The sequence below is a fragment of the Flagellimonas taeanensis genome (assembly GCF_003584105.1).
Lineage (GTDB): Bacteria > Bacteroidota > Bacteroidia > Flavobacteriales > Flavobacteriaceae > Flagellimonas > Flagellimonas taeanensis.
Window position 1 is genome coordinate 11,762 of sequence record NZ_QXFO01000016.1, and the last position, 25,909, is coordinate 37,670.

A 25,909-nucleotide genomic window follows, 5' to 3' on the forward strand; every position below is an offset into this window, starting at 1 on the left:
AGGAAGGATTTATGGGTAATTCCCGATAGATCAAAAATAAAAGGGCAGCATCAAACCTGATGCTGCCCTTATTGGTTGGGTATTCGGTGGGTTATCTGTATAGGGTAAAATGCCCTATGAATTCCCTGGTGTCCGTATCTCCATTGAGTTTGATGATGTACCAATAATCTCCCATCGGCAGGTTGGCATCGTTGTAGAACCCATCCCAGCCTTCAGTATCTTGGACCATTCTGTACAGTTTTCGTCCATATCTATCAAAAATGGAAATGGTGATGTTCGGGAAAATTTCAATGTTCTTGGGTTTCCACCAATCATTGATCCCGTCACCATCAGGGGTGAAAAAGTTCGGGATTTCAATGTCGATGAATTCCATGTAGATTTCTTGGGTGACACTACATCCATTTTCATCGGTCACGGTCACGGTGTAGGTATCGGTCCTTGTAATCAAGAACGTATGGTCGCTGGACGCTATGGCATCATTCGCATTGATTTGGAAGGTATAGTTTGGGTTGCCTCCCAGCGCCTCGGCCGTGATTTCATTGATATTTTCATTGCTCAATTCCAAGGTAAGGGGTTCGTAATTTTCAACGGTAAAGTCGAATGTGCGGATACACCCATTGGAATGTGCAATGGTCAGGGTATGTTCCCCCGGGGTTAAGTTGCTGAAGTCTGGATCCAAAACCAAATCGTTCGGGTCATTGGAATCCAAGCCATACATCAATTCCTGGACCACGGATGCATCCTCCATCTGGATGGCCAGATAGTTGGTGGGCAAATTGCCGTCACACTCATAGACCACGTCCACCGTACCCGCCAAGTTGACCCCAGATGCTATGGTGAACACCTCGTAGATGGTACAGCCGTTGGCATCTCGGATGAAGGCCACATGTGTTCCGCTTGGTAGATTGCCATAGCTCATGATGCCTTCAGTAAAATCAGCATCCGCATTGGAATTTAAGCTGGTGCTATAGGGGGCGGTACCTCCCTGAACATCCAGATAAACTACACCATCTTCGCTGCCAAAGCAGACTTCATCCTCAGTGGTCACGGTTGTTGTCAAGGCCTGTGGTTCGGTCAAGGTAAATTCGAGCACCTCGAAACAACCATTGGCATCCTGTACGATCACCGTATAGTCCCCTGCGGCCAAATCCGTGAAACTACTGTTGTCATCAAACTGGTTGAGGTTGGGTGAAATGGCATATTGGTAGCCCGCGGTTCCTCCTGTTACAGTGAGGGTTATGGTTCCGTCATCAGCACCCATACAGCTTACATTTGCGGTGTCCGCAGTGATCATAAGAGGAGCAGGTTCGTCGATATCAATGGCCGTGGAGACCCATTCACAATCCACACTGGTCACCCCGATATAGTAGGTGCCTTGTGGCAGTTCTCCAAAGAAGCCATTGGTATTCGTTGGGGCTGCTGAAGAGCTTAGGGCCGCATCGTGATACAGTCCGTAGACATAGCTGCCCAAACCACCTGTGGCCTTTGCAGAAATGGCTGCGGTGCTGTCCCCGTTACAATTGATGGATGCTCCACTTTGGTCTATTTCCACGCTCAAAGGAGCAACTTCATGGACGGTTATGGCATTGGAAAGGACAGGTTCACATCCATTGGCATCCATAATATAATATTGATATGCTGTGTTACTGGGCGTCACATCGAAGACATGGCTATTCCCTCCGTCCATGGCTATATATGGCCCTGTTTCCGAAGTACTCCAATGATACACATTTCCAGTAAAGGGTGTTCCTCCGCTCACGGTAAGGGTCAATTGGGCATCCGTGTCACAGGTCAGTGCACGGGAAATGACCAAGGCTCCCCTCACATTTTGAGGATCTTCTATTTCAACTTCGGCAGTGGTGAAAGTACAGTCTGCTCCGTCCAAAATAGTGATGGAATAGGTTCCTGCGCTTAGGTTGTTGAAGGTATTCGACGTTTGGGTTGCCGAAGTCGAGGTAATGGTTCCGTTTTCAATGCGATTCAAGCTGTACAACACAGTACCCTGACCTCCAGAGGTCAATGTCGCGCTGATGCTACCGTCTGTATCCCCGATACAATCCAAGATCTGTGTAGCCGGATTGATATCTGCCATCAATGGATCTACGGTCTGAATGGTTCCGCTCAATGTGGTGTTGTCACAACCCACGGCATCGGTCACCTCAATGGCATAAGTGCCATCTTCCAAATTGGTAAACACATAACTATACACTCCGGTCTGGGACAATCCCAAAGAAGGGATGGAAATGGTATAGGGTGCCACTCCACCTGTAGGGGCAACGGACAACCTTCCCTGATTATTGGAACACGAGGCATTTCCTATTTCAGTGATATAGGCATCCAAAGTGGCTTCCGCTCCTCCAACGGTGACCATGGTCTCGTCGGTACATTCCGGAAAATCCAATTGGGTCACCACGATGCGATAGCTGCCTTTTGGTAGGTCGATGTTACCGCTTGTGGTACCCGTGCCACTTCCGCCAGGACCGAACACTACATCATCACTGGTATTGGAAAGGGTTCCATTGGTGTCGTACACTATGAAGGTAAACCCACCGGAATAGCCGCCGGTCAGTTCAAAATGATATTGGGCGGAGTCTCCGGCACAGATTACGGGATTATCTTCGATTACATTTATGCCAAATTGTGGAATTTCCTCCACTAGATGTGTCCTGACAATAGAACAGCCTGTCACCACATTGGTAATTCTGAACGAGTGCAGGCCAACTTGTAATCCACTGAACGATCCAGTAGTATTGGTGGTTCCTGTGGACACTTCCTCAAAACTGTAGTTATGTGGTCCGACCAATGAATTGGACAATAAACCTTGGGCAGTAATGGTGATGACCTCACCTCCATTACAATCAATATCGCTCACTACAGTTATGTTGGCATCTTGCAATTCATCAAAGGGATCAATCATGACCGTGGTGGTGCCGACACATCCCGAATCATCATAAACGTTGATGGTATAGGTTCCTCCCGAACGGTTGGACACGATCAATCGGTTGTTGTTCCCTTCCTGTGCAACATTATTCGAAGGATCTACAAATTCATATCGAACGTAAGAGCCTGTTCCTCCAGAAATGGAAGAAGAGTTTACGGTGATGGAGGCATTATCTGGATTGTTGCCAGCGGCACAGCCAAACTGAACCACATCCGCAGCAGGAATGGTGACAGCAATGGCTGTGGGTTCCCCAATTTGGATTATGGCAGAGTCAAAGTGACAACTGTTTGTTCCTGTTGCTCTAACGATATAATCTCCAGGTGCCAATCCTTCAAACCTGCGCAAAGTTGCATTGTAGGTGTAATCGGCAGGATTTATAGGGTTCAATACAGCATCCAATAGTTCGTAGGACAAAGGCGTAATACCATTATCGGTCTGTACCATAGCAATGCTTCCATCCGCAGCGCCATTACAGCTTATATCTGTTGGGGTAGCTGCAAAGCTGGGGTCAATCGGGTCTGGAACCGATATGTTAAATGTCCGTTCGCAGGCTTCGTGATCAGCGGTGGCATTCACATATACTTTGATCTCGTAGGTTCCGGCAGCGGATGGTTGGTATAAAACAGTGTTACCTCCCATGGGGGTTCGGGGAACCTCCATGGATGATGTTGTGATATTTTCCACAGAATATTCATACGCGCCTGAGCCTTGTAGCGCTTCAATCTCTATTGTAGCGTCTGGGGTGGTTGAACAATCGATCAATTTGGTCAATTGGGCACTGGCCTGCAAAGCAGGATGGACGGTGAATGTGGTCTGGGTGACGGAACAGCCATTGGCATCGATCACATAAAAGTCATAATCCCCTGCAACTACATTGGTAAATACACCCCCATTGTTAAAATAAGTAGCTGGGGTTGCGGCACCGGCTGTTATCATGGCGTAGCGGATACCTCCTGCTAGAGAAGAGGCCGTAACGGTCACGTCGGCACTGCCATCACAATTGGCCACTTGGATATCGTCAATAGTTGGGTTGGGGGTCAGGGTCATTGCAACCGTATATGGAACACTGGTAGTACATCCATATACATCGGTCACAGTAACATAGTAATCCCCAGCAGGTGAGTTTGCAGGTATTTCAATCGGGTTTTGTGATGTGGCGGTAATCATAGTAAATCCAGCCGGTCCTGTCACATTGAACGTGTATGGGGCAGTACCTCCATTAATATTGGTCACCGAGATCAATCCAGATTGGTTACAACCGATTTCCCTTATGGCCGTTGCGGTCGCAGTGATGGGGAGTTGTTCCCCTACAAAAACATTTTCGCTTCCTCCATTACAGCTATCCACATTGGAAGCATCCACTTGGGTTACTTCGATATAATAATCACCAGGGGCCAGGTTGATAAAATCAATGGTGGACGAATAGGGTACATTGCTGGCAGAAGCACCGCCACCACTAAATTGTACAGGGGTGGCATTGCCCACTTCAAAGAGTTCCCACCTCATTTGAGGCTCAGCAGTATCAGGATTCAGAGTAAAACTGATAGAGCCATTGTTGGCACCATTACAGCTTGGCTCTACGGTTTCCGTAATCTCTATGGGAAGATCGACACCTGGTATTTCATTTACGTTAACGGTACTCTGTTTGATACAATTATTGGCATCCTTTACAAAGAACACATAGGTCCGTCCGGGAATCAAGTTGTTGAACGTATGATTTCCACTTGTTGGAACAGCGGGTTCCCAACTTGAAGTTGTTGATGCATCAAAATTTATGGGATCGTCGGTATAGGTATAGACATAAGGAGCGGTACCAGCGGTTCCTTGCACGGTAACTTCCAAGTCTGTACAATCCACTACCACAGCAGATACATTGATGTTGAGATCATCCAAAGGATAACTCAAGGTATATCTTGGTAAATCATATCTACAGAGGGTATTCCCACTGCCATCCACTGTTCTGATAGAGGGGTACACTTCATCCCCTGAAGTCAGCCCAAGATCGTCAAACGTATCACTGGTTCTCCAGTCTGTTCCATTATTATGACTGAACTGGAGTGTTCCATTTAAACCTGTAGGATAATTTTCAAATGTAAAGCCAAATGCAGGTGAACAAACTCCAGTTGCAAAATCTGTTTTCACGTCCGCAGTCAATACTGGAGGGTCCACTACATCAATAGGAGTTTGGAAGAGAGTGCAACCCATGCCATCCGTAATACGGATTTCGTAGCTACCGGCCATCACATTGTTGAAGGTGTGCGATACATGGGCCAAATTGGATATAGAGGCCAATTCTGTCCCTCCTTGGTATAGGGAATAGGTGAATGGTCCAGCTTGTGCAATTTGTGCAGCAGAAAGGCTTCCTCCCCCGTTCAGTTGCACGTTGGCTACAATACTGCCGTTACCACCATTACAGTTGGGATCTTCGGCTACAGCATCCACCTCCCATTCCACGGCAGGGTTCACGATGATATCTTCTTCAACAACCTCACAATACCCTGGATTGCCATTGTTGTCACGCACATAGAGGTCAAACCCGGTCGGATTTGCTGTTGCAGTGGCATTGTCAATAGGGAAATTGATTGTTGCCCCAAAATCAGTTAGGACCGGTGTTACCCCATTGGCAACAAGGGCATAGATCAATGTCCCATTGCCTCCTGTAGCAGTCACTTCTATAGATCCATCGGCACAACTGCTCACATCTGTCGCCGTAACATTCACCACTAATTGTGGTTCAATGGTTACCGGGGTGGCCACATCGGCGCATCCCAAAGCATCTTTTACATTTACCGTATACGTGCCATTGGAAAGCCCCGTAAAGGTATATATGTTGGATGTGGATGGGCTTGGAGCCTGCCATGGGCCGCCATCGATTTGGAAAAGGTATCCACCGTTTCCTGAGGTCACCGTAAGTTGGATGGTTGCATTGTTTCCGCCGTCGTAGCATGTGGTGAAATCGACATCATAGGCCAATAGGTCCGGCGCATCCAAGGTTATGGTTCCACTTCGCGCTTCACATCCGTTGACGTCGCGAGCGATGATCACATAATCTCCTGCCGCCAATCCGCTGAAGGTATTCCCTGTAGCATTGGGGAAGGGGACCAGATTGTTGCCCAATCCGTCCTCCAAAGCATATTCATAAGTGGGTGTTCCCCCTGTAAAGGTCGCTTGAATGGAGCCCAATGGGTCGTTACAGCTCGGATTTTGAAGGACGGTGGTGCTGTCTATGGAAAGAGCCGCTGGCTCGTCTATATCTTGATTCAAGGTGATGGAACAAGCAGTATCATCCGCTTTGCGAACGATCACACTTTGTGTGCCGGAAGACAATGTTGTAGCCGTGGTCACCGGTGATGTTGTGGAAGTGATCCAGTTGCTTCCCCCATCTATGGAATATTCAAATCCTAAAGTGGCATCAAAGTTCTCCACTTCAAAAGTGATGGAGCCATCGTTTGCTCCGTTACAACTAATATCGGTATGTCCCAGAACACCCGCACCAAAGGCATAGCCGGATTCGATCACTACGGGAATGTCCATGGTTCGTGGACAACTTTGCGGAATTTGTTCCACCAGAATATCGTCTATGGCCACATCGTTTCCACTGTTCCCACTTTTCTTGGAGATGAGCACAAAATCCAGTTCTTCATGGATTCCTGGGTTGATGAAAAATTCAAATTCGTCATGCCAGGCCCTATCTTTGGGAATATCGTGTGTCTGTACTTCGCCAATCACTGTACCGGTACCGGGAACACGCATTTGCACATAAATATCGGGGTCGAGCTGACTTCCGCTACCGAGCAAGTTGATGGCGGCAAAGGAAATCCGCATATCTTGATTAGGGATGATATCTTTGATGGCTTTTTTATAAATGATTTGGGTAGGCGTGGGCGTTCCCACATTGATAACCAAATAGCGACCATTGGAATCTGCCCCATTGCTGGTATGGTCAATAGGTCTGATCCATGGTCCAAATGGGGATACAATGTAACTTGTTATGGAATATTCAAAATCATTGATCTGGGTGTTGCTGCCCACTTGATCTTCATAGGTATATCCAAAAACATAAGGGCTGTCCACAGTGGGTCCACTTCCAAAATCCTCATGCAAGAGCACACTTGGGTTTGGAGGGTCATTCTCTGTATATTCCACGGTTATGGTATAGGTGCCCGGTGTGATACCTGAAAAAGTACCGTCCGTTGAACTCGTACTGGGTGCTGTATTGATGGTGTAGTTATAATCGTATATGGTTTGATCGGCGGATAGGACCACATTTCCATTGCCATCACAATCGTATTCCAGATCCATATCAAAATTTGGAATGGGAAGAGGTTGATCTATAGTGATGGGCAATGTGATCTGGCATCCACGGGAATCCCTGGCAATGAGGATATGGTTGCCCGGAGGCAATAGACTGGTCCTCACCGATGGATCCATGGGGTCATCTGCAATGAAGGAGCTTCCACCATCAAAACTGAATTCATAAGGTGCAGTTCCACCCTCTATATTGGTGAACCTGACTTCGGAATTTCCATTGGCGTCACAGGTCCCGGTACTAGAGATACCTGCATTGGCCTTGAAGGTCTCCGGATCGTTCAAGGTAAAGGTTGTTTGGTCCTCACAGCCGTCCTGGCTACGGACCCGTATGGTATAGGTTCCTGGCGAAAGGTTCACAAAGGTGGGATCCGTCTGTTGGGTGGCCCAATTGTCTATACTGAAAACATAGGGTGTCTGCGCTCCCGATACGTTCATGGTGACCTGGCCCGTATTGGACCCTTCACAGGTAATTTCGGAGTCTATGGTTGGGGCCGCTAGCGTAAGACCTCCCAAATCGTTTATGGTAACCTCATTGGAAAGTGCAAAACAGTTGTTACTGTCCACGATCACAAATTGATATGTGCCATTTTCTCCTGAAGGGAAATTGAACACTCCGGGAGCAATGGTATCCCGTTGGAACTCATTGATCGGAATATCCGTGATATTGCTGTATGGTGCGACCCCATTTTTTTTCCAAATGGCATATGAATAGCTCGGTAGCCCTTGCGAAGGGGTCAATGTAATGATACCATCGGTACAGGTAATCTGTTTGGTGGTCGTTGCACTTACCACTGGATCGGGAATATCAATAATGGAGAAGGTCTCTGTCACTTGGCACCCATCATCGGTGGTGACCACAATCACGTAGTCCCCTTCCGTGAGTCCTGAAAAAGTATGGTCGCTACTGCTTTGGGCCAGCGCCTCTCCGGCCGAGGTCCCTGGGGCTCCCGAACCATTGTCAAAGTAGAGTCTATAGTGATAATTGGCACGGGCCTGACCGGCCTGTATCCTCACACTTCCCTGACCGTTACAGGTCACAGGTACCGTGGAAAGGGTCAGGGTAAGATTTCTTTCCCTTATCCCTATGTCTTCGGTACTGAAAACACAACTTCCATCCAGAGGATCTCCAGTTACAGGGTCTAGTTGGGTAAAATCCACGCGATAGGTCCCCGAAGTCCCAATGGTAAAATTGGGGCCGTTGTTGGCGGCATAGGGAACCACTACGGAACCAGAATTGGCGTCCACCAACTGGAAACCATATCCGGAACCGACATTCTGAATACGTATAAATCCATCGGTGGAACAGAAAATATCCTGACTGTCATAGTCAAAGTCCAGATTGTTCTGGAACACGTCAAAATAAAAAATACTGTTACAGCCACCAGCGTAGGAGAGGACCAATCGGTAACGTCCCTCCGCATTTGCAGTGAACGCATTTCCCGTGGCCACCTGGTTCCATGTACAGCCCATTTGGTTGTTGGGACAGTCTGGTCCGGTTTCGGAACAACTGCCTTCGTTGAGTCTTTCCCAAGAAATGTTCTGGGCATCGGTGATGTTCAATAGGATATTTTGGGTGTCATTGGCACCACAAAGAAATATTTTGGGCAATTGTGATCCATCGTTGGCACAGGTGACTATTTCCCCTTGGATATCATTGCTGGGGTCTGTATCACCGTTCAACGTATTGAAATAATTGATGATGGGGTTGGTTTGCGTATTTCCAAAACGGGTCACTTCGGTGGTCTCTATATTGGTGCCGCAGGTCGCGGACTCTTTCACCACTAAATAAAATCCCGTTTCTTGAACAGTGATGGTAGTTGGGTCGTTATCAGGGTCACTATCGCTATAGACCGTATCGGAAGCATCCAATTGGCCATTTGCGTTGAGGTCCCTGTACCAAGTGTAGGTGTCATAACCTTCACCAGCCGTTAGCTCAGCGTTGGCACCACAGATCTGTACCTCACTTTCAAAACTACAATTGGTAAGGTCGTCCAGAAGGAAATTGGTGGCCCCCACGGTCACAAAACCACAGTTGTTCACATTGGAAACACTGGCATCTCCTAAACCGGTTTGTCCACTTGTCACACCATCATAAGAGGAAAAAGCCGTATTGTTGATAGTTGAGCTGCATGCGGCCACAAAATCGTGGCAATCATCGGACACATCGACTCTGATCCGTATTTCGTAGGTATTGCTTCCTTGAGTGACCAGGGCATCCGGTACATGGAAGGTCACCTCCCTTGGATTGGACGGATTGGTGGTCATGGTGGTGCCGGGAGCATCGGTAAGGTCAACGTTCTCCAAGGAAACATTATCTGGTAGAACGTCGAGAATCGTAAAGTTTTCAGCATCGTCGTTGCCTCGGTTCCAGAACCGCAGCACGTATTCCAAGGATTGTCCCAAGTTCACACCCGCACCGGTAATGTCGTTGCCTGCCAAATCCTCTACCTTTTTCTCCACAAGGATCTCTGGGTTGATGATTTCTACGGCAACAGTGGTCAAAAATAAAATGACACCTTCGCTGGAGGTGCTGATCAAGATTTCGCCACTGTCATGGTCGTTGGGCAATACGGAGTTTCCAGGATTGGTAAGCTTCAAAATATCCGCATCCCATCCCAGCGTATTGTGACTTGCCGGGTTTCGGTTATCCACCCAACTACCTTGGTTACTGATCGTACTGTTGAAAACATTGTTGCTTGGGTTGATGGCATCGCTCAAATAGGTCCAACTGTCCGTTGGGTTGGCCCTGAAGCGCATGCTGGGTCCTGTCACCCGATCCCCATCGATGGTACTGGCACCGATCACGGCATTTACGGGTAGGGGAGCTGGTAATGTCCTAAACCCGCTGAACGGAAAGTTCACACTTGTGTAGGTGCTTCCCATTGCGGCATAACCATCAAATGTGGAGATATATTTACTCGTTGAGTTTTGGTTCTCATAAATAACGACCATGGTCCAGCCAGCGCTCACGTTTTGTTGGTTGGTCGAGGCCACCACGTTTGCCACAGTATATTCGCCGTTGGGATCGGCCAATCCTGAAAGCAAGTGGGTCACGTTGGCATAGTTGAGGTAGGATGTCATATTTACCCCACTTAGGTAGTCCACATCTATGACCCCTGGGTCGGTCGACCCATCCCCGTCACGGTCCCCATCCTTATCATAGATCTGCTCATATTCGAATATAGGATCACTGCTTGGCCCAATATCGATATAGGATGAACTGCCCGGAATCTTGAACTTTACCGATTTGTAGGGGTCGTCCCGATCAGTGTCCCGGTAGATACCCCCCCAATAAAGACCAGCATAGATGACGGCCGAACACGAAGGGGCGTTCAACTCTGCACTACTGGAACTGAATGTGTTGGGGTCACCATCAATATCTACATAGTTCATGGTCACATTCTGGTTGCTCGAGCTACCATGGTAGGCAACGTTGGGATCACTGCCTGTACTGACAATGTTATTGGCCACATAGACCAAATCTCCCTTTACTTTGATGTTTCCTTCGGGCAGCCTTGGATTAAAAGGCACCGAAAGCTGTGCATGGGAAATGGACACAAAAATGGTGAACAACAAAAAGGCAATAAGTATTTGGGAAGTCTTGGTCTGAGGTTGTAAAGACATTACTAAATATGGTTTGGTCGTGGTCTAACAATGCGATTTCAAAGCTATTTCAAGAGATTGGACCTCGAAATGTTATGTTGTGGAGACGGCCTAACTTGTTGTAAACCCCTTGTTTTTTAAGGATTCGTAGGTTTGAAATCGCTTATTTGTAGGGGATATTGGCTTTTGGGAAGCAGTAGATGGATGATTTTCAATGGCTTGATGAAACAGGATTTACTCTGTAAAGGGCAATGACGTTTTCTCCCGGATCGAGAACTTTTCAATTCGGGTTTATGGAAATTATTGTATTGAAAATGGATCGGAAGGGACCGGTTAGACCCAATCAGAAAAAAGGAACGTTATCTACCAGTGTTGATTTCGGTCATGATTTCTCCAAACAACTGTATCGATTTGATCCTATCCGCAATATCGTACATAGTGGTGACGCTTATAAGTTCGTCCACTTGTGTATCCTCTAGAAATGCCTGGATCTGTTTTTTGACAGTTTCCTTGCTCCCGATGAACGAATATCTCGCCATTTGATGGATCCTTGGATGTTGCATGATCTCTTTCAGGTCGGAGGTCATTTCTGTTGGTTCTTCGATATAGGGCGTACTGGTGCCCGATAGAATATTGACTACCAGCCTTAAATTGGAGGTGTACAATCTTTCGGCCTCTTGGTCCGTATCGGCAACAAATACATTGATTCCTGCCATGACATAAGGATGCTGCATTGAAGCGGAGGGTTTGAATTGGTTGCGATAGATTTGGATGGCATCGTAAAAATGTAGGGTGGAAAAGTGACTTGCAAAGGCATAGGGCAACCCTTTCTGGGCCGCTAAATGGGCGCTACTGGTGCTGGAACCCAAGATGAAGATGGGCACGTCCATACCCTCGGCCAGCGTGACCCTTACCTTGGACGCCCTGTTTTCCTTGGAAAAGTAGGTCTGGATTTTATCCACATCCTCGGGAAAGGAATGTGTGGACTCAATAAATCCCGGTTTTATGGCGCGTGTGGTTTCAGGGTCGGTGCCAGGGGCCCTTCCCAAGCCGAGGTCTATACGATTGGGGAACAAATGGGCCAAGGTCCCGAACTGTTCCGCTACGATAAGGGGGGAGTGGTTGGGCAGCATCACCCCGCCAGACCCTACTCTTAGCGTAGAAGTGGCCTGTGCCACATGGGCCATCAGTATAGGGGGGACGCTGCTGGCAATGGCAGGCATGTTGTGGTGCTCCGCAAACCACATGCGTTTGAACCCGGCGACCTCTGCTTTTTGTGCCAACGCCACGGTGTTGGCAAACACTTCTCCTGTACTGTTTCCCTTGCTCACTGTGGCCAGTTCCAGAATGGAATAGGCAATTTTCTTTACATTCATATATTTATATGTGTCTATATGTTGTCCAAATAAAAAATCATAATTTTTCCAAAGCCTTCAAATAGCTTTCCCATACGTCCTTGTTCAGGGAATAATAATAAAACCGTCCTTCCTTTTGGGGTTCTATCAAATCCGCTTCCACCAATTTCTTGATATGGTGGCTGATGGAGGGCTGGGAAAGGTTCAGAAAGGAAACAATGGTACTGCACTCCAATTTCTCGTGACTGGATTGGATGGCCTTCAAGATTTTGAGACGGTTGACATCACTCAGGGCCTTGGATATTTTTTCAACGCTTTTAAGGTTCAAAATAGGAGTACATATATTGATAGATGCAAATGTATCGATAAATCAACAATGCACCTCTATTCTTTACCTATGATTTTTCCATAGATGTTGATAACGATCGATAAAACACAAAGGATATGTATTGGCCGTTTGGTCTTATTGATGGGTCTTTGGCAGTGCCTTCTCAACATTCTGGAAACAGTCTACTGCCTTTTTCGTCTCACTATGAATGGCTTGGATGAATTTATGTAACTTTAAAATGTTACAGTTCAGCAGGCATTCCAAATTATAATGTTGTAGCATTGCCTCTTCGTATGATTGCATAGTATGAAAAGAATTTTGGTCATTTTATATCTGTTGCCTTTCTTGATGTTGGCCCAGTACGAATCCAAACTGGATTCGCTCAACAGGGTTTTTGAGGAAACAGATGTCATAGAGGAGAAAGCCGAGGCCAAGGTACGGATGGTGGACATCTATCTGTCCATTGATAGACAGAAGGCAAAGGAAGGGATTGAATATGTGTTGGCATTGGGAATTCGAGAAGACTGTGTTCGGTGCAAGGCTCTTGGCCATTATTATTATGGACACTATTATTCCTATGAGGGAAATATTGAAAAATCCATTGACCATTATCAAAAAGCCTCCGCCCTTTCCTTAGAGGCAGGGGATACATACTTGCACAGAAAATCCAAGGCATGGATGGCCCAGGACTATGTGAGCGACAAACAATATGAAAAGGCAAGAAACATCCTTAACGACCTTATAGATGAAGTGGAGAACGATGATGACAAAACAGGGATAGAGGATAACTATTTCCTGTTGGCCATCATTGATTATGAAAGAGGCTTTTTGAATAGGGCCATTGAGAACTATATCAATGTGGAAAAGAACATACAGCCCGATAATCCCTATGCCGATGTCTACAGGTTCAAGGTCTATAACAACATAGCCCAGTGCTATCGTGAACTGAAAAAATATCAAAGTTCACTGGATTATGTAGATACTGGATTGGCAATGGCCCAAAAAATGAAGGATACCTTCAACGTTATGAACCTGTTGCTCAATAAGGGCATCACGGAAATTGCCATGGACAGCTCACAAATAGGGACAAAGCACCTAAAGGATACCTATACCTATTTCTCGACGATTGGGGATAAAAATTTTCAGGCCAGTAGTGCCCTCTTCTTGGGAATTGGATACCGAAAGCAAGACAGTCTGCAGCGCTCAAATACGTTTTTGGACAGTGCCGAGAAAATCTACATGGAGATGGGGGACAGTCTTGGCTTGGCCGAAACGCTTTCCGCCAAGGCTATAAACAACCTGATATTGGGAAGAAATGAGATGGCACTGGAACAATCCGACAGGGCATATGGACTGATCAGGCATAGAGAATTTACCCCCATCCAAATTGAAGTTTTGGGAAACCATCTTAAAGCATTGCAGGAAAATGGGGATTTGGAAGCTGCAGTTCCTTTATTCAGGGTCAAGGATTCACTTGAAGCGATTCTTACTGACCGAATGGAAGCGGAAAAGTTCTATGAACTTGAAACCAAATACCAGACCGAGAAAAAGGAGCAAGAAATAAGTTTATTGTCCGCCCAGAACCAACTATCGGAGCAACGCCGAAAAAACCAGCAATATCTGTACGCCGGAATCTTGGCATTGTTTCTTGCCTTGGCGGGGATATTGTTTTTGGGATATAGGAACAAGTTAAGGACAGCAGATAAAATGAAGGAGTTGGATGCACTCAAATCCCGGTTCTTCGCAAACGTGTCACATGAGTTTCGAACCCCACTTTCCCTTATCAAAAGCCCTGTACAGCAACTCAAGGCAAGTTCGGACGGAGCTGCATCAAGGCAATTGGACCTCATAGATGCCAACGCTGACCGCATGTTGGAACTGGTGGACCAACTTTTGGAGCTTTCAAAGATAGAAGGAGGGCATATGGGGATCATCCTAAAGAGGGGCAACATCCCTTCCTTTCTGAACGCTCTCGTGGAACCTTTTGTATTTCAGGCCAAAGAAGAAGACATTCCTTTTGAAGTGGATACTGATGTTTCCGAAGCCCTGCATTACTTTGACAGGGACATCCTCACCAAGATCGTTGTCAACCTACTTTCCAATGCTTTTAAATATCGGGAGAGTGGCCCCGTCACCTTTACATCAAAAGTGATCAACAATAAACTTGGGTTGGAGATAAGTAACTTCAACAGCCAAGTACAGGAAAAAGAGTTGGAGAAATTTTTTGAACGATTTTACCAAAGAGAGGGCACTTCTGTTGGATTTGGCATCGGGTTGGCGTTGGTCAAGGACTTGGTCACTTTGTGCGAGGGAACGGTCCATGCACATTTGGACAAAGGGAGGGTAGTCATTTCTGCGGAAATGCCCCTCAAGAAGGATTTGAAAAATGCAGTGGTCATTGAGGAAAGCATGGTTCCAGGTTCCATCACCGAAGTTCGGACCATCGATGTGGAAAAAGATGGAATGCCCGTTTTGCTCATAGCCGATGACCATCCGGACATACGGGCCGTGTTGCGGGATATTTTTAAAAATGAATTTACCATAGTGGAATCCGGTGATGGGGAACAGGCCTTTGAACTGGCCCAAAAGGAAATCCCGGATATTATCATCTCGGATGTCATGATGCCCAAAATGGACGGCTATGCCTTGGTACAACAATTGAAAGAGGACGAACTCACCGCTTCCGTCCCAGTGATATTGCTCACCGCCAAAGCTGGCGATGAGGCACACCTGAAGGGATTGCATACCCAAGCCGATGGGTATCTCACAAAACCCTTCAACCATGAAATCGTGAAGGCAACAGTGGCACAGCTCCTTCAGGAACGTAAAAAACTTCAGGAAAGGTACAGCCGTGAACTTATTTTGAGACCCGTGGACATTGCAGTCAACACGGCAGATGAACGATTTATCCAACGTTTGGAAACCGTTATGGAGATTGAGCTCACCAATCCTGATTTTTCCACAGATGATTTTGCATCACAAATGAACCTGAGCCGAATGCAGCTCCACCGAAAGCTCAAGTCCCTTCTCGGGGTCTCCGCAACGGAGTTTGTACGCAACGAGCGATTAAAGGCCGCTGCCAAACTTCTCAAAAACCCTGAACTCAGTGTTGCCGAGGTGGCCTATAGTTCAGGTTTCAATGAAGTGACCTATTTCTCCAAGTGCTTTAAGGAAGTCTATGGCCTATCGCCTTCCGCCTTCCGAAAAAAAGACTGATATATCCCTTCGATTATCTCCCAAAGGGCTCCATTTTGAGTGGATTCCCATCCATGTTACATACTGACATACTATCTGTTACATAATTTCAAGTAGTTGTCCAAGCCCTCACATAGCTTTGGATAAATGAAAGCACGCAGTGGCAAACCCTTACACTACAAAGGGGAAACGGACCATCTTCCGGATACTAGGATATATCTGAACATCAAGTATCTGGACAAAGGCCGGTATGAGTTGAACATCATGAACAAGAATAAGTTGATCAAGAAGATACACTTCAACAAAAAATGACCGATATGAAAAACAAAGTATTGATTCTTATGCTTCTGGGAATTGCATTCATGGTACCCACACATGGGACCGAGGCCCAGTTTCTCAAACGATTGGGCAAGAAAACCAAGGAAGCTGCCGAAAGGGGAGTGGAGAACACGGTGGAACGCAAGGCGGAGCAGAAGGCTGAGGAGGGCACGGACAAGGCCATAGAGACAGTGTTCGGAGTGCCCAAAAAAGTGATGGACAAAAATGGGGACACACTAAATGCCAATAGCCTTGAGGGCATATGGCATTATGAATCGTTGGAAGGTGTTCCCGGCTTTGAAAGTCTGAACGAATGTGGAAAAAAATCGAACATCACCTACTCTGGTACCAATTATCATGTACTCTTTTATGACAATGATTGCAAGCTGCTGACAGATAGCGGTGGCACCTTTGAGTTGGAAGGCAACATCATGACCGTAACCGCCATTGCGCAAGATGAAATGGGAACGACCAAGATGAAGACCACCCAGACCATTCTGGAACACGGTGAAGATTACCTGGTGATCAAAGATGACCTGACCGGTGCCGTGGTGAACTTGACCAAAAGTGAACAATAATCAAATCTATAATATGGAATCCAAGAAAATTTCAATCATTGTTTTTGCCCTGTTGCTTTGCATGGGTTGTGGGCAATCAGGGAAGAAGGAAAAAGAAACCACTTCAGAAAATGGGGTGGAAACTTTCCTGGAGGAAGTTCCTATGGGGAGCAAATTCGACCTTGAGCAAAAAGGGGACTACACGAGGCTCTTCGCTTCTAGTTCGGAATGTAAGATAACACCCGAAGAAGTGGCCACAATCTACGGTATCCCTACGGGCAACTTGGTCGAGATTTCCAATGGCCCGAGTGGTGAAAAGGGATATATATGCAGTTACATTGTTACACTCAATGATGGGACAGAAACAATGTTTGGCCTGACACTGTTCGGAAGGTCCATGGCGGATGTACAATCGGAAATCTCCAATTGGCAAACGGGAACCTATGAACAGAAGTTTTTACGGATAAGCAATTCAGGTGACCATTACATCTGGAAACACCCCAACCAAGGGTATTTTATCCTCTACAATCCCCATTATGCCAATGGCATCAAAATTCAGTACAAAACACTCAGGAATACAAAGGAGCAAAGGGAATACCTCGAGCAAAAGGGCATCCAGGCCATTGATTATTTGATTGAAAAATACAAAAGTTAGTGCCATGAAACCATTGAAAACCATACTGATGATTGGATTCCTTTTCATGGGAGCCTCGCAGGCATTTGCCCAGCCCTATACTTTGGACAAAAGTATAAGACCCATGGAACTCAAGCTAATGGAAGATGCCCGGAAAGGGCACGAAGGAGAAAAGAGCGTGGTGTACTTCAATCGGGTCACTGACTCTGTGATGTACCACTTTGTCACGGGGCACTCCCTGTTCCAATTCGTGGACGTGCTGGTCACTAGTTTGGATGGCAGTCCATTGGAAGTCAGTTTGAACCAGGACATTTGGAACGATGAGTACAACAAGAAGAGCACAGCATCCTCCGAGGATAATATGGTCCGCTTTAAGCTGCGTGCTGAGGGCAAGTTTGGCATCAAGATAGAAACAGATGCTCCCAAGAATTCCCTATACAATATCACAGTATTGGCCAGTCCCGAGAAAAAGGCATATCTGGGCAGTGCGTTCAGGCCTATAAAGGAGAACGAGATGAAAGCAAACGACAAAACTACCGCTGACGATGTTGCTGTTGATGGCCCCACAGGAGGAAACAACAATAACACCTTCCTGTACATTGCCCTTGGAGTGGCCCTGCTGGTCATTGGTCTGTTGGCTGGCAAATTGCTGGGCCGAAAAGGGAAGAACACCACCATGTTACTGGTCTTTATGCTCACTTTTTCAATGGGCATTCATGCCCAACAGCACTGGGGCGGAAATGTTATGACCATGGAGCAGTTCGAAAATTGGAAGACCAAGTTCGAACACGACCAGGATATGCTAAAAACAGAGATGGAAATCCTGAAGAGTGAGCGAGCTGGCGTGAAAAAGGGCATTGAAAACCTGGGCAAGACCATTACCAACATCCAATCCACCTGGAGTACGGTAAAAAACCTGTATACCTCCTATACCGGCCTCAGTGACTGTATCAACTCAGCGCCACCTGCCGGGGCACCTACCATTCCTTCCATCTGCTCGGAGATTACTTTTGACGATCGGGGCAGAATTGTGGAAGGGGAAAATGAGGAATGTGCCAGTTGTTTTCTGGAAGCAAGGCAAAAGTTCAATGATAGGCGCTACCTGTTTGACCGATTGGCCACTATCTATAAGTGCACCAAGAAGTTCAGCAATGCGGCCATTGCATTTGGGGACAATGCCTCTGGCGTGCATGGCGTCGCCGGATTGGCATGGCAGGCAGAACGTATCAAAATTGAAAAATCAGTGGAAGAGCTCGAAAAGGCCTATGACAATAAATATGCTGAAATGCTCCAAGACCTTGCCGATGCCATGATGGAGCTCAACATCTGTGAGGCCAAATACGGAGTGGAGGATTGGTATGACCGATTTGGCTACATGTATTTTGAGTTCATGAAAGAAAAGTATGCAAGGAAAGATTGAGCATATAAGGTCATTCACGCAGATTTTGTTTTTGGTCTTTGCCACCATCTTTTGGCAAGGCTGCAAAACAACATCTTCCAACATTCCTGCCACTACAATGGATAGGGACATTGTGGGTTCATGGAAAGGTTGTGATGGACGTGTGGTGACTTTTACCAAACAAAAAAGCGGCGAGATCATAGGTCGTTATACTCATTTGGGCAGATTGGGGGAATATCGGTTCACCCAAGATGAAATAGGGTACAAGGTTGCCCAAAAAGAGTTGGGTACCTACACAGGTTTGGTGAAATGGCGCAATGCCACTGGCGAAGTTACCTGGAAAAAAGTGATGATTACCATCGGGGATAATGTATACAAGGACAACAATTCCGATGGATGCAGCAAAGAAATGAAACGAATTGGACAACGATGAAACAATCAATCTATATAGCAGTGGTTCTGCTGACCCTCATTTTTTCCTGTAAGCACAAGGAAGAAGACAAAACTGGTGCAGATTTGGAAACAACGGTGGATGGCACCGATGCCCAAGATGATGATGAAGGTGCATCCAAATTGGACGAACTGTTCGGTGTGGATGTCGATGAACTTTCAAAACGGGTCCCGGCGGGTGCCAGTAAAGATCCCGCCTCCATTTTCACTTTGATGATGGGGGGAGAAGTGTCCGTCGATAAAAGCAGTCTTTCAAAATCCGATATGGACACTTTGGAGGCCATGTTGGATACATATCCGGATTTGGGCAAGGCAATCGTCATTTCTGATACCAAGATAACCACGGATGTTTCAAAATTCACTTTGATCCTTTCCCAAACGGAAGGAGCGGACCTCAAAGCCATAAATGATGTCATTCAAAAATTAGTGAACCCATTGAATTCCAAGAACGGCATGACCAACAACCCTTATGCAGGCAGTTTTTTTGAGGAAGACCTTAAAGAACAATCCAGTGGAAGCATACTCAATAGGGTTGCGGGCAAGGAGATGTACCAAGAATTAAAGGCCCTGGAACCCGAGGAGGCCCGTCAAAAACTGGCTGACCATTATAGTATCGAACCCAAAGAAGTAGATCTGTTACAGAGCATTGGGAAACAACCCGCAATCTTAAATGAAAAACAGGCCAGAAACCTCGCCAACCCTGTTTATGGGAAAGAAGTGGAAGCGGCTCTCGCAGATACCAAGACTTCTGCCAACTTCAAGGCATTGGTCCATAAGAGCAAGGAAAAACAGCGAAAAAATGCGGAAAGGTTCATAAAGGAATCGTCCAGTGCCCGGGCAGCATTTTTTAAACTCAATCCTAGCTGGTATTCAGAACAATCCGGAGAGATGGGCAATACCTATCGGGATACTCGCGACCAACTCATCTATCTCCCTTTGGGTGAACGCTCCTTTGCAGATGAGGTGGTCATGTTTGAAGCCGGAAGGGGAGGACTGTATCCAGAAGGTGCTTTGCACGAACCCGATCTACTGGAAGATACAGGACAGGCCAATCCCCAGATGTGCAACATAGGCCTTAAAGGTGTTCTGACATTGCAGTTTACCGATAATGCCATCACCGATGTGAACGGCCCCGATCTGTATGTTTTTGAATCAGGGGCCATTGAGCCAACGATCTTAGAGCTATCGAAAGATGGGAGCAACTGGCTTGAAGTTGGAAAAATAGAAGGGGGTACTGCCATGGTGGATATCCATGACTTTGTGGAACCGGGCGAGACCTTTACCTATGTCCGACTCACCGATTTGGAGACGCCAAGTGGTGTCCCTGGGGCGGATGTGGATGCCGTTGCAGCCATTGGGGGTGCCCTAAGGTTGAATCTGGACAGTTCCGTGCTGTTCGAATTTGGCAAATATGATCTCAGGCCAGAAGCGGAATCCTTGCTTAAAGAACTACTTCCACAGATAGCCGAGATAGGTAAGGGAACCATTGTCGTGGAAGGCCATACCGATAATGTGGGAAGTGCCCAGGCCAACAGCAGACTGTCGGAGCAACGTGCCAATAGTGTAGGGACACTTCTAAAGACATTGATGAAAGGAACAGCGACCCAATTCAAATGGGAGATAAGAGGGCACGGGGATAGACAGCCCATAGCACCCAATGACAGTGATGAAAATCGGCAAAAGAACAGAAGGGTGGAACTTTTGATACTACCCAATTGAAGCATATCCTTCCCACTGAAGGAACAAAAGCATTTATGAATTAAAACACGAAACCATGAAAACAATGAGCAAACTCTTTATTCTGGCACTTTGCCTTGGCCCCCTAACAGCTCAGGCCCAATTGGTGCCCAAGAAGAAGACAACGGTCACCAAGATCAATAAACCAGTGGAGAACAAGCCGACAGTACAGGCCGTACGAACAAACACAGAAAGGGCTACGGCGGAGATTGTAAAGACAACAGGATGTAGGCCATTGGCTGCAGCAAGTGTGAATACCGTTCTTACCAGTAGGGTGGCCAAAACGCTGAGCATAAAATTGGACAGGGAATCATCATATATCCGCTTCAATGGAAGTACACAACGACTGTCGATTTCTGAATATAAGGTTGAAAAGCCCGGGCACGACTGGTTGTATTTTATGAACGATGTAAACTCTACCAAGGCAGAAGCATCCTTTGATGAAGAGACCAGAAGGTTTTATCTAAAAATCACTTTTGAGGGGGACGGCAGTGAGATCAAGGGCAGATGCCCGGGTTGTATCGGTCACTATGAGGACAGTCGTGCCCCAGATATCAATTGGGTTGGGCAATAGGAAACTCATCATAGAGCTTAAGCCGATTGTGCATGGCAATTCCATCGCTTTTGAGGCCATAGGGACCAAGTTGAAGGGGCATTTTGCCATCAATGGCCCCGTTCAGGCCTTTATGCCCGGTCTCACCACTTATTTTGAGCGTCAGATCATGAATGCCGTTGAAGCGCAGGCCAAACGGTTGATGAACACTTCGGCGGTACGGACCATGATGGCCGATGCCTTTCGGGGCACGGTCAACACCTTGGGTCTGGGAGGTATCGACACGGTGGAAACCGGGGAGGACCATTTGTACATTTGCGCAAAATGAAAGTGTTCTCGATTTTCGGCAACAACCCATCACATTGGGAGCATAAATTGAAATTTCTGCAATCCCCTCCCATGTCAGATGGATGCTAGATGTAGGGAAGAACCTATTTTACACTTGCCATCATGTGTATCGGATGAGCTAAGGGAAATGTTTTTTTCTTCAAATAGATCCAAGATCTTACGGTGGAGTTTTTTATCTGAAACCCCTAGGATTTCATGCAATAGATCTGTTGAAATGGGTTTGGCACTGGGGTGACCATGTTTTTCCAAAAAAATCTTCAATGCCAAATTCAATTGTTGTTCCCCAATGAGTTCGCTCAGCTCCACAAAGACAACAGCTCCTTTGGAGTAGGCCATATGAAGATTCTCCGTACTGACCTTCAGCAGGGAACTTTCTTCATGAAACCCCTTCTCTGCATCATAGATCTGCTGATGTATGGCCACACGCTCCATCATTTTGGCTTTGCCGTGCATCTGTTTGTAGAGCATCATTTCGGTATACATGGCCAAGCTCTCAGTGAGCATGGCATGACCCTCACGATAATCAGGGTCGATTTGGTTGGTGCCCCACCAAAAATGGGCCACTTCATGCCCGGCAAGTTCATTGACCACATCTTGGTTTTGCTCAGTGGCTATGTTGGCATTGAAGGTCATGTTCTCGGTCATATAGATCACCGCTGGATAAGCCGTCCCCGCAAAACCTTTTGTGAAAGCGGAGACCTCTGCAAAAGTGACCGACCCAAATGGATAGGGTCCAAAATTCTTGATGCAATAATCCAGTGCCAGCCTGGTATTGGCAATCAAATGGTCCACATTGTGACCTCGGATAGGGTTATAATGCACTCGTATGGCAATACCGTTATGGTCAACTTCTTTAGTGGCATATGCTGCCGAAGCTACTGCAAACCGAAACGGTATGGCGGCTGCTCGATACTCGAAATAGTTTCGCTCCTCATTTTTCCATTGCCTTATCAACTCGCCTGTACCTATGGCAACTTGGTCTTCGGGAGTGGAAATTTGAAGGGAAAGGTTTATAAAATCATCGACTTTGATTCTTTGGGCCTCCAATGGGGGCAAAAGGGTTGCCTCTCCCAGTCTTTGCTTCTTGCGTAATTCAAGATCTGAAATCTCTCTGGTCTCATCATAACCGAACGTTGGAAAGAAGCGACTGATCCGCATAAAGGAACCATTTTTGAGGATGGCATTGAAAGATTCGTGGCCGTTGATTGGCTTCCATTGGTATCGTAATTCAAATGCCAGCGTGGCCGAATCCTGTGGTGACAACCCTTCTTTTAAATGGATTTCCGAGATGTGTGTGCCTATCTTGTGCCGTTCGTTTTTGTGCTGATAGACCAGGGAAACCAATTCAAAATCTTCTGGGATGTTTAAAAGAATGGAGTCGATGGATCGTATTTGTTTGTTTTTGACCACATAATTTCCCTTTATGTGATAGGCCAACGATTCAGGATAGAGATCTATGCGGGCGGTGACATCGGATATGGTCGGCTGTGGACTGTTTTGATAGCTTCTGTAGGTTTTTTCATAGTCGGCCCTTTCAGTTATTCCAACATCCTTATCCTTTTTTTTATAGCCATCCAGGAAACGAAAACCACTTATGGTGCCCAATGACATACAGGCCATAACCCCCAACAAATTTATGGCCTTTCTTCCTTGTGACCTTGCCCCATGATAGATGAGAAAAAGTGCGGTGACCAACGAAAATCCAAAGGCCAATCGCCATAAGAATGAACTCAAGTAAGGACCATAACCAAAAAAGTCGCTATAAGGACCATTGTAGCCAGATAAAAACCGTAGGACAGGATTGTTGATCAAGCTTTTGGAAATTGGAGAGGCAAACAGCAAGAACACCAAGATGGAAATGCCCAATGCAAGGGATTTCTTTTGGGTGATGCTGTTGACCAAAAGCAAAAAGAACGAAAACAACAATAGGGGCAAGGTATTGAAGATAACTACTCCAAAATAGGCCTGCCAATCCACTACGAAAAAGCGGAACAAGATTTGAAAGACCAAAGCCTCAAGGATCATCAATCCTGTGAGGTAACTGACCAAGATGACGATGCTGCCCACATGCCCCAGCCATTTTTCCTTGGCATAATATGTCGTGTCTTGAATGATCGAAAACCCGGAGGCATTGCTACGCCAATAGATATCGTTCACGAAATATACCATGACCAAGGCCCCGATAAAATAAAAGATGGAGTTGATGGTCTGGGCCAAAAGCCCGGAGCTGGCGTATAGCTGCGGCATCCGGATTCCCATATCAATGTCACCATACATTTCCATGCCCACATAAAAAAGGAGCAGTACCGAAACGGCAACCAAAGCAATGCTCTTGAACAGGTAGATCATGTCAATTTTGATGAAGGAGGCAATGGCCTGCCATTTGGTATTTGGGTGGAACCATGTGTCCGCAGCAATGAAGGGGATATGGGCATGCTCCAACTGCAATGGAATGGTTTTCCTTTTCACGTTGTTTTTGTAAATGGGCAAAAACGAAAATGCTCGAATACCCCAATACAACATTCCAAAAGAAAGAATGGCGATTCCCCATCTATTGATCAATAGGGAATTGGAAAAAGGAACCACTCCAAGGTTCCGCTGCGCTAGGGTCAAATCCTTGGCTTCAAAAAAATATGCGGAAAGGCCAAATACATCCACCAATGCCGAAATACGTTGTGCCATCAGTGATTGTGGCAAGGATTGCGCCATGAAAGGGGCATTGGTAAAGACCATGGAAACCATATATATAATGTAGAGCAACAGACCTGTAACGGCCACCAAGAGTTTGTTTTGGAACTTTTGCGCAACGAAAAACAAAATGCCACACACCAATAGGGTATTGGTAATCCCAAACAGGGCAAAGGGATACAGATAATGCCAAAGGTGAAAACCAACGTTCATTTGGCCCGATGACTGGGCATGGAGACCAATTACGTAGGCCACTGTCAAGATGAAAAAGCCAAGCAAGGTCAACACAAAAAAAGAACAGAAGCGCATCAAGGCAAAGCCACGTTTCCGGACCGGGGTAGAAAATATGATCAAACCAAAGTTGGCATCCGCTTCCTTGAACAACACAGAAAAAGCCAATACCGTTGCCATCAAGATAATGGTCAAGCTCATCAGCCCTATCATGAACCCCACAGAGTAGGGAGCATTGATGGCAAGATTGTCACCAACAGATATATTGAGTTTATAGCCCACCCAAAAGCCTATGCCCAAATAGGCCATTAAGGCGCCGTATGTGGATTTTTGCCGCAAAGTCATACGGATATCGTTTAAAAAAATGGAGCCCATGCCGTAGTATTTTATAAATGGTTGAAGTAAACATCCTCCAAACTGGGTGTTATGCCATGGAAGCCTTTGGGACAATCATCGGCATACACCGTCACGTGCATCACCTTTTCTATTAGCTGCTTGCTGATGACCCTGTGTGTGGCCTCAATTTGTGGCAGTTCGGATTTTTTGATGGGTTTTCTCCATAGCTTTTCATTCAATTGCGCAATGAAATCATTTGGTGTGCCTTGGGAAATGATCCTTCCTTTTTTGATGATGGCCATGGTGGAGCAAAGATTTCGAACATCTTCCACCAAATGGGTAGACAGCACAATGATAATGTCCTCACTGATATCACTCAATAGGGTGTTGAAACGGTTTCGCTCCTCCGGGTCCAATCCCGCGGTGGGTTCGTCCACGATCACGATCTTCGGCTCCCCGAGCAATGCCTGTGCTACCCCAAAACGTTGTTTCATACCGCCGGAAAAAGTGTGGACTTCCTTGTTTTTGACATCCAGCAGATTGACCTTTTGTAGAAGGCTCATGATTTGCTCATGGCGTTGTTGTTTGTGGCGGACACCTTTTAATTGGGCCAAATGGTCCAGTAAATTATAGGCTGAAACCTTGGGATACACCCCAAAATACTGTGGGAGAAAACCCAGGTACTTTTGCAGGTCAAGCGGATTTTTTACAATGCTGGATCCATTGAAGTGGAGTTCTCCTTCCGTTGGTCGTTGTAGCCCAACGATGGTTTTCATGAGGGAGGATTTCCCAGCGCCATTAGGCCCAAGTAACCCAAATATACCGTTCCCTATCTCTAAATTTATGGCAGTAAGCGCCTGGTATCCGTTGCCATAGACAAGGGATACATTGTCAATTTTCAATGTATTCATGGTATTGTATTTAA

The 25,909-nt window shown here is 46.4% G+C and carries 14 protein-coding genes; 9 read left to right on the forward strand and 5 right to left on the reverse strand.

Annotated features, from left to right (window positions below; translation table 11 throughout):
- Nucleotides 1-91: 91 nt before the first annotated feature.
- The 3 genes from D2V93_RS07070 to D2V93_RS07080 form a co-directional block, all read right to left on the reverse strand.
- A complete protein-coding gene (locus tag D2V93_RS07070; RefSeq protein WP_119618943.1) occupies nucleotides 92-10,876 on the reverse strand; it encodes a T9SS type B sorting domain-containing protein in 10,785 nt (3,594 codons plus the stop codon).
- 338 nt (nucleotides 10,877-11,214) lie between these two features.
- Nucleotides 11,215-12,231 carry an LLM class flavin-dependent oxidoreductase gene (locus D2V93_RS07075; protein WP_119618944.1) on the reverse strand — a complete coding sequence of 339 codons (1,017 nt, stop codon included), beginning with the start codon at nucleotides 12,229-12,231 and terminating at the stop codon, nucleotides 11,215-11,217.
- A 37-nt stretch (nucleotides 12,232-12,268) separates the two neighbouring features.
- Nucleotides 12,269-12,538, reverse strand: coding sequence for an ArsR/SmtB family transcription factor (locus D2V93_RS07080; RefSeq protein ID WP_119618945.1), 270 nt, complete (start codon nucleotides 12,536-12,538; stop codon nucleotides 12,269-12,271).
- Between the two features lie 306 nt (nucleotides 12,539-12,844).
- Between D2V93_RS07080 and D2V93_RS07085 the strand changes: the two genes are divergently transcribed.
- The 9 genes from D2V93_RS07085 (at nucleotide 12,845) to D2V93_RS07120 (ending at nucleotide 21,709) form a co-directional block, all read left to right on the forward strand.
- The gene (locus tag D2V93_RS07085; protein WP_119618946.1) at nucleotides 12,845-15,754 is read left to right on the forward strand and encodes a hybrid sensor histidine kinase/response regulator transcription factor; all 2,910 of its coding nucleotides are present in this window, start codon (nucleotides 12,845-12,847) and stop codon (nucleotides 15,752-15,754) included.
- Between the two features lie 126 nt (nucleotides 15,755-15,880).
- The gene (locus tag D2V93_RS18630; RefSeq protein WP_177190126.1) at nucleotides 15,881-16,045 is read left to right on the forward strand and encodes a hypothetical protein; all 165 of its coding nucleotides are present in this window, start codon (nucleotides 15,881-15,883) and stop codon (nucleotides 16,043-16,045) included.
- 5 nt (nucleotides 16,046-16,050) lie between these two features.
- Nucleotides 16,051-16,629 (forward strand): lipocalin-like domain-containing protein, encoded by a 579-nt coding sequence (locus tag D2V93_RS07090; protein ID WP_182849958.1) that lies wholly within the window; start codon nucleotides 16,051-16,053, stop codon nucleotides 16,627-16,629.
- A gap of 13 nt (nucleotides 16,630-16,642) precedes the next feature.
- Nucleotides 16,643-17,263, forward strand: coding sequence for a hypothetical protein (locus tag D2V93_RS07095; RefSeq protein WP_119618948.1), 621 nt, complete (start codon nucleotides 16,643-16,645; stop codon nucleotides 17,261-17,263).
- Nucleotides 17,264-17,267: 4 nt separating this feature from the next.
- A complete protein-coding gene (locus tag D2V93_RS07100; protein ID WP_119618967.1) occupies nucleotides 17,268-18,662 on the forward strand; it encodes a hypothetical protein in 1,395 nt (464 codons plus the stop codon).
- Nucleotides 18,646-19,074 carry a hypothetical protein gene (locus D2V93_RS07105; protein WP_119618949.1) on the forward strand — a complete coding sequence of 143 codons (429 nt, stop codon included), beginning with the start codon at nucleotides 18,646-18,648 and terminating at the stop codon, nucleotides 19,072-19,074. Before D2V93_RS07100 ends, D2V93_RS07105 begins: the two co-directional genes overlap by 17 nt.
- A complete protein-coding gene (locus D2V93_RS07110; protein WP_182849959.1) occupies nucleotides 19,071-20,810 on the forward strand; it encodes an OmpA family protein in 1,740 nt (579 codons plus the stop codon). The genes D2V93_RS07105 and D2V93_RS07110 overlap by 4 nt, the downstream gene beginning before the upstream one ends.
- A gap of 55 nt (nucleotides 20,811-20,865) precedes the next feature.
- Nucleotides 20,866-21,402: a hypothetical protein gene (locus tag D2V93_RS07115; RefSeq protein WP_147377378.1), complete on the forward strand. Its 537-nt coding sequence runs from the start codon at nucleotides 20,866-20,868 to the stop codon at nucleotides 21,400-21,402.
- The gene (locus tag D2V93_RS07120) at nucleotides 21,392-21,709 is read left to right on the forward strand and encodes a hypothetical protein (RefSeq protein ID WP_119618952.1); all 318 of its coding nucleotides are present in this window, start codon (nucleotides 21,392-21,394) and stop codon (nucleotides 21,707-21,709) included. Before D2V93_RS07115 ends, D2V93_RS07120 begins: the two co-directional genes overlap by 11 nt.
- A gap of 74 nt (nucleotides 21,710-21,783) precedes the next feature.
- Here the strand turns inward: D2V93_RS07120 and D2V93_RS07125 are convergent, their stop codons facing one another.
- Entirely contained in the window at nucleotides 21,784-25,023 is a 3,240-nt protein-coding gene (locus D2V93_RS07125; protein WP_119618953.1) for a M1 family aminopeptidase, read from the reverse strand.
- 11 nt (nucleotides 25,024-25,034) lie between these two features.
- Nucleotides 25,035-25,895 carry an ABC transporter ATP-binding protein gene (locus D2V93_RS07130; protein WP_072882959.1) on the reverse strand — a complete coding sequence of 287 codons (861 nt, stop codon included), beginning with the start codon at nucleotides 25,893-25,895 and terminating at the stop codon, nucleotides 25,035-25,037.
- Between the last annotated feature and the right edge of the window lie 14 nt (nucleotides 25,896-25,909).